Raw genomic sequence first — 12,056 nt, 5'->3', positions numbered from 1 at the left:
ACTGATCATGGTTCTGCGCTCGGAAATCCTGGTGAACAAAAACGTGCTCCCAACTAAAGAACAAGCTCTGCCCGGCCGCGAAACCCCAATGACCGTGCCGGAAAAACACTTCGTCCACGACGCCCCGCTGCTGGGCCCGTTCGCAATGGACGTGGATTTCGCGATCTTCGGCCTGGGCTGCTTCTGGGGCGCGGAGCGCAAGTTCTGGCAGCGCGAAGGCGTGGTCAGTACAGCGGTGGGTTACGCCGGCGGCTTTACCCCGAACCCGACGTATGAAGAAGTCTGCTCGGGCCTGACCGGCCACAGCGAAGTGGTGCTGGTGGTCTACGAGCCGGCAAAAGTCAGCTATGAAGAACTGCTGAAGATGTTCTGGGAACTGCACAACCCAACCCAGGGCATGCGCCAGGGCAATGACATCGGCACCCAGTACCGCTCGGTGATCTATGCCACCAACCCGGCTCAGTTGGCCGCCGCCAAGCACAGCGAACAAGTATTCCAGGCCGAGTTGACCAAGGCTGGCAAAGGCACCATCACCACCGAAATCGAAGAAGCGCCAACGTTCTACTTCGCCGAGGCGTATCACCAGCAGTACCTGGCGAAAAACCCTGAAGGGTATTGCGGGATTGGCGGTACAGGCGTGACCTGCCCGATCTAAATCCCAAAAAGCAAAAGATCGCAGCCTCGTTTCACTCGACAGCTCCTACAGGGAATACGCATTCCGATGTAGGAGCTGTCGAGTGAAACGAGGCTGCGATCTTTTGATCCTGCTTGTCGATTGACCCTATTCGGCAATTAACCAATCCATCTGCCACCCACCCTGGGTCTGCCCAAGCTTCTTGGACAACCACGGCAGCAACTCACGCAATTCCTCTTCCAGCCCCCACGGCGGATTGGCAATCGCCAACCCCGAACCATTCAGGCTGTTGGGCGTATCCAGCGGATGCACCAACAACTCAACCCGCAACAACTTCGGCGCGCCCGTGCCGGCCAGATCCTGATAGAACCGCCGCAACATGCGCTGATCCTTCACCGGGTACCAGATCGCAGCCACGGTTTGCCGCATCCGGCCAATGGCCTCTTTCAACGACGCCGCACAACGCTGCATCTCATCAAGCTGCTCGAACGGCGGATCAATCAACATCACCGCCCGCTTCTCCTGCACCGGCAACATCGCACGCGGCACATGCCAGCCTTCGCCCAAGTGCACCTTCACCCGACGATCACCGGCCATATTGTCCTTGAGCAGCAAGCCATCTTCGGGGTGCTTCTCGTTGAGCATCACCCGATCCTGCGGCCGCGTCAGCCGTCGCGCCAACTCCGGCGACCCCGGGTAATAGCGCAACTGGCCATCCGGGTTCATGTCGTGCAGCACCTTCATGTAATCGGCAGTCAGCGCCGGCAAATCCGGCTGATCCCACAACCGCGCGATCCCTTCCAGGTACTCGCCGGTACGACTGGCCTGATCGCCCTGCAGGTCATACAGACCAATACCGGCGTGAGTGTCGAGATAGGCAAACGGCTGCTCCTTGCGCGACATCAGGGCGATGAGGCGGGTCAAAGTCAGGTGTTTGAACACATCGGCGTGATTGCCGGCATGGAAGGCGTGACGATAATTCATGATTGCTCCTGCGAAGGCCGGGAAGTTTACCTTGTACGGGGCCGAACGTCAGGACCTCACAGCCGAGCGGACAATCTGCGCGGCAATCATCCCAACGCAAGAGCAAGGGCGTGATCACAACCCCCTGTAGGAGCTGCCGAAGGCTGCGATCTTTTGATCTTGATCTTGCTCTTGTGGCGAGGGAGCTTGCTCCCGCTGGGCTGCGCAGCAGCCCCAAGAAACCTGAGACCACCACAAAACCCTGTGGCGAGGGGGCTCGCCCCCGTTCGACTGCGCAGCAGTCGCCAAACCAAACACCGCGGTTTGCCTGGCAAAACCGGATCGCAGGTTCTGGGGCCACTCCGCAGCCCAACCGGAGCAAGCTCCCTCGCCACAAAAGCCGCTCGGCTCTAGTCCGAAGGCCGAGCCTGCAACCGCCGCCCAATCACATCCAGCACATCACACCCATCGCGCAATGGAATGGCGCAGAGCAAGGCAAAGTCACTGAGAATGAACGACTCACACTCAACCGAACCGCGCATCGATATGTTTTCCAGCACCTGGGTGACGGCGCGGATTCGATAGTTGGCAGCGTCATACAAAACATCGAGCGGCGCGTGGGTATCGACGAACAGCGTGGGCATGTCGGTGCAGTTGCCGGTCAACGCCATGAAGCGGTTTTCGGGATGAGGGGTTATTTTTTCGTAGGGTGGATCTGGGGTCAGTGTTTTCATTTTTTGGGACCTTTGGCGGATAAATTTAGGCTACCACCGGCCTTTCCTACGGGCTTGGGTGGCAGCCGTACGCGAGAGTAGGAAACTGAGGAGATCCACCAAAACTCAGCCACGCCGAAGCGTGTCCCGCGTACAGCCGCCGCGAACGATGTTACGGGCACAAATTAAGTGCCGCAATCAAACGACAGCGCTGATGCGCGGTAAATCTCCAAGGGTTCCTACACCCTGCCACTGCATATGCAGCGACAGCCGAAGACTATCCATGGATCTCACCTCGCACCAGTTCATGGAAACCGATACGTTTTGAAGGAAACTTCCGACGACCTTGCCCAGAAATTTCGCCCTACGCTATCGCCAATACGCGCAATTCTATTTTTATACCCGAATTTAGAATTGCCACCCTTATCTGAAATACATATAAATACTCAACCAAAAGCACACCAACAAAAATCAGAAAAATTATTATCTAAAAAACACTTCCTTTTATCGCAACCCCTCAAATTCTTTTATAGCGATGGGCCGCCGTTTCTCATTCGATTTGTTAAACCAAGATTCAGCTTCTTTTTGATTCTGCGGAACACCATGTAAACCGAGTAAATATATTCGCCCAACTTCAAACTGGGCATTATGTTCCCCGGCATGAGCGGATTCCAAGAATAATTGCAGCGCCAATTTTTCATCTGGAGGGCCTCCGACACCATCACGGTGCATTATCGCCAAGCTTGTCTGAGCGAATAAGTTTCCCTGCCCAGCAGATTTTCCGTACCACAGCCTCGCCTCTGCATCACTTTGATCGACACCGAGCCCCTCTTGAAGCATCTTTGCTAATCGCCACTGAGCAAAAGCGCTACCGTTATCAGCTGCTTTACGATACCAGGACGCAGCAATCTCATTGTTTTTTTCTACGCCATTACTTCCATCTTCATAAATCTGAGATAGAGCAATATATGAAATTATATGCCCTTGTGCAGCGGCTTCATTATAAAGCTTCAGCGCCAACTCATCATTCCTAGGGATTTTTTTGGAGTAACTGCCACGCAGATACAGTTGGGCCAAACCGAATTTCGCATCCGCATTCCCCTGATCAGCAGCTCGCTGATACCAAGTGAACGATTCTTCCTCATCTTTACCAGACCACGAAGTCGACAGATGCTTCCCCAATGCAACTTGCGCTATATCATTCCCCTGTTCAGCTGACTTACGAAACCAATAAAAAGAAGGCTCTTTCCCCAGCTCTACCGCCCCGCAGAGATTTTTGCTTGCTGCCTGTCCAAAGGCCAATTGGCCAAGTGCGTCCCCCGCCAATGCAATTTTATGTAGTTGCGCCGCCTCTGGATCACACTTCCCCGTTTCCATAGCTACCAACAATTCACTCGACTGGCTAGCGAATACATGACCAACGGACGAAGCCGCTATAAAAACCGAAAAAAACACATTTCTTCTAAACTTACTCACAGAAACCACACCTTCCATAGCACCATAACTTAGGTAATCGAAACAACAATCACGCCATCTCGCCACTGCAAAGCAGAGCGATTTCCAAACTTGACTTTTTTATAGCAACATCGGGACGGATTTATTTTTTATTCAGGAACCCCCTCAAACAGCGACAAATCTCGAAAAGTGGAAAACATAAGCCCCTCCTGTGCTCCATGAAAGTACACGAAAAAAAATCGTGCGCCTTGGGATATTTTTTACTCACCAAAAATATCAACAAGATGACTCAACCATATTTCTCCTGAGTCCCATTCGTGCCAGTAGCAGTAGCAGCAGCTCATCTTTTTTAGCAGAAACTCTCGCAATTCTATCTCGGTCATATGCCTCTCGAGCAGAGCAGCAATTTCATTTTTCACAACCGAAATTGTTTCGGATGTTGAGTCAGACAGGAAAGATCTAACAACATCATCCGCTGTGTGAAATTCACACATCCAGTCCTCATGAAAATAGGCTCCCAAGAACTGGTAAAGCTGCGAAAACGAATTATCGATCACTTGCATACCCCGTATATATAATATAGCCGGACGGCGATTCGTTAGTTCTCTGGAGTATTAACTTTACAACAGATAAAGACTCAAGTTCTCCACTGCGCCGAACAACTCCAACACCTACCGGCGCCGACATTGGCTGTGTAATAATGAGCCTGCGCGCATTACCGTTCATAAAATCATCTATTAGTTCTTTATTTCTATCCATGACGCTTGAAACTGTGGCCTCTGCGGCAGTTTGATTAGGAAATGTCGATGCGATTGGTATATGTGGCTCTGCCTCGAGCCTTTCTCGCAACTGGGCTTCGGTCCGACCAATATGTTTCTCAATGAGATGGCCTCCCTGAGCTTCGTGTGCAGCCAAACCACCGCCCGGAACAATTACGCTAAACGGTCCTTCAGGATCACCGGGGCAAGGTAGACACGCCAACCCCAACGGATCAACCCACCCCGTCGGGTTCGGCGTGTACTGGTACTGGTTCAGCCCACCCGCCAACTTGATCGGGTCCGGCGTCAGGTAGCGACCAATCTCCGGATCATAGTACCGATTCCGGTTGTAATGCAGACCACTCTCGGCATCGAAATACTGCCCCTGAAAACGCAGTGGCTGGTCGAGCTGCTCGCCTCCACCGAGGGCCAGACGTGTGACCTTGCCGTAGGCGTTGTATTTCGCCGACCACACGATCTCGCCACCAAAATCCGTCAGCTCCTGCGGAGTGCCGAGGTGGTCGAGTTGATAGTAGAACGGGCAGGCCTTGCGCGGGCCTTTGCCGTCGAGCATGGCCAACGGACGGAAGCTACCCGGTTCATAGATGTAACTGCGGTAATGCTCGCGGCTGCTTTCAGCAACGAGGTTATCGCCCTGCCAGAAAAACTCGGTGGTGTGGCCATCAACGGTTTTGGCGATACGACGGCCGAAGGCGTCGTAGCGGTAATTTGAGCTACGACCGTCCGGGGCGGTGACGCCGACCAGCCGGTGCTGGCCGTCGTAGCGGTATTCGGTGACGAGTTTCTGCCCGGTGCCGCGACGCTCGCGGATCAGATTGCCGAAGGCGTCGTAGTCGTAATGCCGGTCGCCCTGCATCAGCAGGCGATTGCCCTTAACGGTCGCCGCGCCGGGGCGGTCCTGCATCAGCAGGTTGCCGGCCGGGTCGTGGGCAAAACTTTCCGGCGGCTGGTCGCGGGTGTGGCGCACGCGGGTCAGGCGGTTGAGCGGGTCGTATTGGTAATTGCGCTGGCCGTGGCGGGTGTCGGCGATGTGGTCGAGATTGCCGTTGGCGCTGTAGGCATAGTCGCGGCGGTACAGGTTTTTTTGCTGTTGGCTGACGGCGTGGGCCTTCAGTCGGCCCTGGTCGTCGTAGGCATATTCGCTGAGCAGCAGGCCCTGCTGGCGGTTTTGTTCGCGACCGGCGAGGAAGGTGTGCGACGTAAGCCGCGCGCCATTGAGGTCGATGGCCGTCAGCGCCCCGCCCTTGGCGTGGTGGTAGTCGAGTTTGCTGCCATCCGGCAGGCGCAGGCGGTTGAGCTGGCCGCAGGCGTCGTAGCCGTAACGCAAGGTGCCCCAGCCCTGGTGCTCGGTGATCAAGCGGTCCTGCTGGTCGTACTCGAACTCCAGCGGATGATCGTGGCCATCATCGACGCTGGTCAGTCGGCCGAGGCTGTCGTAGCGGTATTTAACCTGGATGCCGTCGGGCAGGGTCTTGACCAACAGGCGCCCGGCCGAGTCCCGCTTATAAACCGTGATCAGCTGCGAGCCGTCATCGCCGAACTCGGTTTTCTCCAGCAGGTGGCCGTTGAGGTCGTAGGCGTACGCGGTACGGCGGCCGTCGAAGCCGGTTTCCTGTCGGATCAATCCGCTAGGGGTGTAGTCCAGCCGATAGTGTTCGCCGGCTTCGTTTTCGATGTCCGTGAGCAGCAGCTGCGCGTTGTCGTAGCGGTACTGGAGCTGGGTGCCATCGGGGTTGATCCGGCGGCTGACCAGGTGCAGGTCGTCGGCGTATTCGTAGCGGGTGACGCGGCCCAGTTCATCGCGTTCGGCGGTGATCTGACCGTAGGCGTTGTAGCTGAAGCCGCGCGTGGCGCCGGTCGGCAGGGTGGTCTGAATCAGTCGGCCGACGGCGTCCCATTGGTAACGAGTGACGGCACCGTGTTCGTCCTGACGGGCAATCCTTCGGCCCAGTACGTCGTAGGAAAAGCGCCGCTGACCGCCGTCCGGCAACGTTTCCTCGACCAGTTGGCCCAAGGCATTCCAGACGAACACATGCCGGCTGGTGTCCGGGTAGCGGATCGACAGCAGCTGACCTTTTTCGTCGTAGTGATAGTGGGTGACCTGACCGTCAGGATCGGTCGCTTCCGTGATGTCGCCTTGGGCGTTGCGCTGGTATTTCCACACGGCTTGGCCGCGATAGCGCGCATGCAGGAAACCGTTGCGATACTCGTAGGCCGTTGGCTCGTCTTCGGCCGGAATCAGCGCCACCAGCCGTCCGACTTCGTCGTAACGGTATTCAGTGAAGGCGCCGAGCGGATCCTGCTCGGCCACCAAGCGGCCCTGATCGTCATAGGCCTTGAGGTGTTCGCCACCGTCCAGCTCGACCTTGCGCACCAGCCGTGCCCGGTCGTCGTGGACGTAAACCTCTTCGCTGCCATCGATGTTCTGGACGGTGACGCGGCCCTGGTCATCCCAGACGTAGCGCGTATCCATCTGCGAAAACGACGCCCAGTGCCGGATGCAGCGTGCCGCCTTGCCAGACCGTTCCCACTCCCAGAAGAAACTCGCCCCACCGGTCAGTTGCCGCTGCAAAATCACGTGCCGGTCGTCGTAGTCGTAGTGTTCGCTCTCGCCGGCGGCGTTGCTCGCCTCGATCAGTTGAGCGCATTCGTCGTAGCGGTAACTGACCAGCGTTTGCTCGGTATGCCAGGCCTCGGCGAGGGTCTGCGCGGGGACAAACACCTGATAGTCGACGGCGATCAGATGGGCACGGTCATAGCGCAACAGCAAGGCGCGACCGGCGCCGTTGTCGAGGTGCTGGATGCGTTGCTGGCGGTCGCGGGTGATGCGCAGGCGGTTGTCGTACGCGTCGCTAATCGCGGTCAGAAAACCGTTGTGAAAGTGGTAAAAACGGGTTTCTTCGCCGGCCTGGGCGAGAATCAGTTCCTCGGGGTCATCGCCGAGATAAATCGCCGCGCGTGACAGGCTGTTGTGGATCGCCGGGCGTTCGCGGTTTGGCAGCGGAAAGGTGGTGCGGCGGTTTTCGTGGTCGATCCAGATGACCTGATCGCCGTCGATTTCCAGCCGATGGGCGAGCGAATGACTCCAGCCGAAACCGAGGCCGCAGTCGACTTCTGCGGCGCTGGTGCGATAGAGCCGGGTGAAGTCGAACGGCAGGACTCCGTCCAACGAAGCATCAGTGAGAGTCAGCAGTTCTTCGCCGGTGACCATCGACACCGGGCATTTGTTGGTGGCGGTTTTATCGACGGAGTCGGCGCTATCACCGTTGGGGTTTGTGGCTTGTTTTGAGACATCGTCGTGGTGTTCGTTTTGCTTGAGCGTGGTGTTGCGTTTGGCATCCCAGCGCAGTTGCATCCGACCTTTTTTCAGACCCGCTGCAACACCGCGTGCGGCGACTGCTTTGTACTGGTTGACGTACTTCATGAAGGTGGTGAGGATGCTGAATGTCGCATCGACGAAACGCATCGCCAGACCAGCCAGCAACGCCCCGTACTTGATCCCGCGAAATGTGAGATAGGCCTTGGCGACGGGTATACCGACACCCGTCCAGGCCAGCGCCAAAGCAATCAGAATATCGATCAGGACCGAGACAATGACTTGGCTGGCCACCTCTGCCGAGTTACCAGCCATTTCGCTAGGCGGTAACGCCGAAAGCCAAAGACTCGCAGCACGAAACAGCAGACAAAGCGCCGCTTCATCGCTAGCCAGCAACATGGCTTTTTCAATCGTTGCTGGTGATTGCTTCGCCAGATCGATGAGTTGCTGCGCACTACTGCCGAGTTGTTCAAGGTGAGCGCCTGGATTCTTAAGGATGTCAAAGACAAGGCTCAGTCCATCCCAAACGCCCATGACTGCTGCCCAACCTCCCGCCAGCATTCCGTTACCAGCGGCCACAAAAGTCGACTGCGACCACTGCGGTTTGAACCCCTCCCACTCTTTGCGCAGCCAGCCTTCCAGCTCTGAGGTCAAGCCATCGTAAGACGAGAAAAGATCATCGATTTGAGCCGGGGTAACTTCACTCTGGACATGAACACGATAGAACTTGCCGGGTGTACCTTCGAACTGTCCTTTACCGTTTTCATCAAGCGTGACCGGTGTGATCTCGCCGCCATCGACAGCAATCACATCAAGCGAAATATTCCCCAGCGGAATGTCATAAACCGATTCAAACTTGCTCTCGATTTCCAGAATTCCGCTCTTCGGGCACTGCGCAAGGCTGGAGAAAAAATCGTCATCACGACTGCTCACCGCGGTGGTGGTATTACCAAGTTTTATGAGCCGCTCCATGTCCATCAGCGACGGCATATCCGTAGCTCGGCTGACCCTGTCCACATTCCTGCTCAAGAAGCTGCCAAGTTGCTGGCGATACAAACTCAAGGTGTCTTTGAAACCGTCGAGCTCCTGCTCGATGCGTGCGATCTGATCCATCAGTTCAGCTCCGTCATCAGGTAATCCACCAAGGCTGATTTCGGTGCTTGAGGCAGGTCCGGCGTCTCAAGAAGGCTCGCAACTTTGTGCCGCAATACACTTTCGGAAAACGCTTCGTAAAGGTCTGGGCGGTCTTCGCTCAACCACTTCATCAAGTTGTTGATGCGGGTTGTGGTGGACTCGATGGCGAGGTGTTTGAGCAGCGATTCAGAAACGTCCCACCACGGGAAAACCCTGGAGGCTTTCAATGCACTGCCGCCGATATCGAGCGGTTGCCCATTGATCAAACAACGGTCGATGACAGGCATTAACTGCGTGGCGTTAACGTCGGCAGACTGAAGAATCGACAACAAATAACGCCCATCCCAGAAGCGAAAAAACACCGCGTTGCCGTTTGGTAAAAGAACTTGAGTGAGGCTGCGCAAATGCTCGACCAGCACTTCTTGAGAGGCAGAAGAAACCGCCAGCCAACCCCAATCTCGGGACTCAGTGGCGGCGACCCACTCCAGAAACTCACCGTCAGCCGGGACGATTCCCACAAAGGGCATCACCGCTTCCCACTCGGCATACGCGGTATCGGCCCAGATCGGGCTCGGTGCTTGAGCGGTGATTGAGCGTTGCCAGGCTTTAAAGGGTTCAGCCGCACTGGCACTGCTGAAAATCGCGAACAGTTGCTCCGACGGTTTCAGTGGCTGGCGTTCCAGCCAGGCGCGAGCTGACAGGACATCAGGCGGCACAGACACCGTCCTTGCAGCGCTCGCACTCTTCGCAAAACGGCGCGTCGCTTTTCAGGCTAAGGATCTGTGCGGCACTGAGCAGCGCCGTCGGGGCGGCGGCGAGTTTCAACGGAACATCTGGCAAGCTCGGCGCAGCAGCCATGGCCGCCATCGGTGCACCACCGACCACAATCGGCACGCTGCTGAAAATCCCGCCAGGGCCGATGTTGATCCACTGTCCGCCCGCCTGAATGGTCGCGCTGGCGCCGCCATCGATGACCACTTGCTGGCCGGCGCTGACGTGGAATTGCTGGCTGGCGTTGAGGGCCTGACTGGTCACGCGAATGTGCCGGTCGCCGATCACCACCAAATGATCATCAAGTCGCACTTCGGTCTGGCGCTGACCGTGGGTGATGCGTTTTTCGTCAGCCTTGAGCTCATGGCGGGCGGTGCCGGTGACGACGATGCTGCGCTCGTTGTCGACCTGCACCTGTTGATCGTTCAGTACGTGCTGAGTCCAGTTTCGCTGGGCGCGCAGGTAGATTTCCTCGCCGCCCTTGCGATCCTCGATGCGCAATTCGTTGTAACCACCGCCACCGGGACTACTTTGGCTACGGAAAATGCTGCGGGTCTTGTCCGCAGGCAGATCGAGGGGCACCGGGGTTGCGGCGTTGGGCAGGCAACCCATGACCAGCGGCTTGTCGGCATCGGCGTCGACGAACCCCACCAGCACTTCCATGCCGACGCGCGGAATCATCACGCTGCCGTAGCGGTCGTGTGCCCAGCCAGTGGCGACACGCAGCCAGCAACTGGAATGCTCGTTGAGCTGACCGTCACGGTCCCAGGCCAGTTGAACCTTGACCCGACCGTACTCGTCGCAATGGATTTCGCTGTCAGTCGGGCCGGTGACCACGGCAGGTTGATAGCCGAGCATGCGTGGCTTTTCCGGCCCCAGCGCGGGGCGAAAAGCAACGTCCCACGGCGTCGCCAGAAAGGAATTGCGATAACCCTGGAAATCATCCGGGCTGTCGCTGGTGGCCGACTCTTCAAGGACCTGCGGCTGCCGACCACGGTGTTCAATTTCAGTGATCAACCACAGGTCATTCCACGTTTGACGCGGGTGTTCGGCGAGGTGTAGGAAATGCCCACTGACCAAAGCAGATTCGTCGCCGCGACCTTCGGCTTGGCGGTAATCCGCGCCGTGGCGCTCCAAGGCCCGTTGAGCCAGATGTTTACCGTGTTCGCGATCGGTGAATTGGCCGGGGAAGTGGTAGTCCTCAAGCTCCGGTCGCTGTTCGCTGTCGAGGCGGCTTTCGAGTTGCAGGCGTGGTTTACGGAAGTCGTAGTCCCGGCGAGTGACCGCCGTAGTACGGGTTTCCAGGCGCACGTTGAACCGCTTGATCGCTGGCGCATCCGCTGCCATCCCACTGCCTGGCAAGTACAGCGTCGGCTCGGGTAACCGGGGGAAAACCGTCTGGTCATCGCCGAATACCAGCAAGTGCCCGTCGGGGCTGTGCTGGAAATGGTAATGAATGCCTACCTCGGCACACAGACGCTGAATGAATGCCAGATCGCTTTCGGCGTACTGAACGCAGTACTCGCGCTCGGGGTAGTCGCTGCCGAGCCGGAACTCGAAGGCATCACGCTGGATGCCGTGGTCTTTGAGGATTTGCGTGACGATGGTCGGCACGCTTTTGTGCTGGAAAATCCGCTGATTGATACGCTGACCGAGGTACGCCAGACGCGGTACGAGACTGATTTGATAGCCCGTCAGACGTTGGCCGGAATCGCTCTGGCCGACGCGAAAAATCTGACCGTGAATACCGGAACCTTGCGCATCGAAACTCAGAAACGCCTGACGATGCAGTAGGCTTTCGAGGTCAATGTCGGGCCGTTCGCTGACCAGTTCCAGGTCAAAGCGATAGGGTTGGCTGATGGCTTCCTTGCCCGTGAACTCAAGTACCTTGAGCTCATTCTGGACGCCGTCGAGGGTCAACGTGAAACGCGGTTGATTGGCAGGCGCGAACATCCGATGTGTCTCTGCAGAATGAAGGCGGGCGATTCTGCATGAGCGACAAGGGCTGTTGACGGAGGGACAAGGAAATCAGATTCGCCCTACTTTTTTAGGGATTTTTCCTTCAAAAATCAGTGTGTTTGGCTACAGACATTTCCCTCAAAACCACCACCAGCCCTTGTGGGAGCGAGCCTGCTCGCGAATGCGGGTGTTCATTCAACATTGATGTCGACTGACTCGACGCCATCGCGAGCAGGCTCGCTCCCACAGGGGATCTTCGATACCTCAGGTCTGGCGCCAACCCCAAAAAAAACGGCCCGCCTCCAAAAGGAAGCGGGCCGTTCTCATGTCGG

General features: G+C 57.0%; 8 protein-coding genes. 1 reads left to right on the top strand and 7 read right to left on the bottom strand.

What is annotated here, in order from left to right:
• Positions 1 to 7 precede the first annotated feature (7 nt).
• Positions 8 to 655, top strand: a complete 648-nt coding sequence (gene msrA / locus ACZ89R_RS20600) for a peptide-methionine (S)-S-oxide reductase MsrA (RefSeq protein ID WP_007903246.1) — start codon at positions 8 to 10, stop codon at positions 653 to 655.
• Between the two features lie 126 nt (positions 656 to 781).
• On the opposite strand, the gene ACZ89R_RS20595 is transcribed toward msrA, so the two are convergent.
• From ACZ89R_RS20595 to ACZ89R_RS20565, 7 genes are all read right to left on the bottom strand, one after another.
• On the bottom strand, positions 782 to 1,618 hold the full coding sequence (locus ACZ89R_RS20595; protein WP_095630877.1) for a 23S rRNA (adenine(2030)-N(6))-methyltransferase RlmJ: 837 nt from the start codon (positions 1,616 to 1,618) through the stop codon (positions 782 to 784).
• A gap of 389 nt (positions 1,619 to 2,007) precedes the next feature.
• The gene (locus ACZ89R_RS20590; RefSeq protein WP_429544752.1) at positions 2,008 to 2,331 is read right to left on the bottom strand and encodes a hypothetical protein; all 324 of its coding nucleotides are present in this window, start codon (positions 2,329 to 2,331) and stop codon (positions 2,008 to 2,010) included.
• Between the two features lie 483 nt (positions 2,332 to 2,814).
• Positions 2,815 to 3,786 (bottom strand): tetratricopeptide repeat protein, encoded by a 972-nt coding sequence (locus ACZ89R_RS20585; RefSeq protein ID WP_429544753.1) that lies wholly within the window; start codon positions 3,784 to 3,786, stop codon positions 2,815 to 2,817.
• 239 nt (positions 3,787 to 4,025) lie between these two features.
• Positions 4,026 to 4,328, bottom strand: a complete 303-nt coding sequence (locus tag ACZ89R_RS20580; protein WP_429544754.1) for a contact-dependent growth inhibition system immunity protein — start codon at positions 4,326 to 4,328, stop codon at positions 4,026 to 4,028.
• A complete protein-coding gene (locus tag ACZ89R_RS20575; RefSeq protein WP_429544755.1) occupies positions 4,312 to 8,973 on the bottom strand; it encodes an RHS repeat-associated core domain-containing protein in 4,662 nt (1,553 codons plus the stop codon). Before ACZ89R_RS20575 ends, ACZ89R_RS20580 begins: the two co-directional genes overlap by 17 nt.
• Positions 8,973 to 9,710: a DUF4123 domain-containing protein gene (locus ACZ89R_RS20570; protein WP_429544756.1), complete on the bottom strand. Its 738-nt coding sequence runs from the start codon at positions 9,708 to 9,710 to the stop codon at positions 8,973 to 8,975. The genes ACZ89R_RS20575 and ACZ89R_RS20570 overlap by 1 nt, the downstream gene beginning before the upstream one ends.
• Complete coding sequence (locus ACZ89R_RS20565) at positions 9,700 to 11,718, bottom strand: type VI secretion system Vgr family protein (RefSeq protein ID WP_429544757.1); 2,019 nt, start codon at positions 11,716 to 11,718, stop codon at positions 9,700 to 9,702. Before ACZ89R_RS20565 ends, ACZ89R_RS20570 begins: the two co-directional genes overlap by 11 nt.
• Between the last annotated feature and the right edge of the window lie 338 nt (positions 11,719 to 12,056).

The organism is Pseudomonas sp. TE3728, from assembly GCF_056279145.1.
This window is presented reverse-complemented; position numbering and strand designations above follow the sequence as displayed.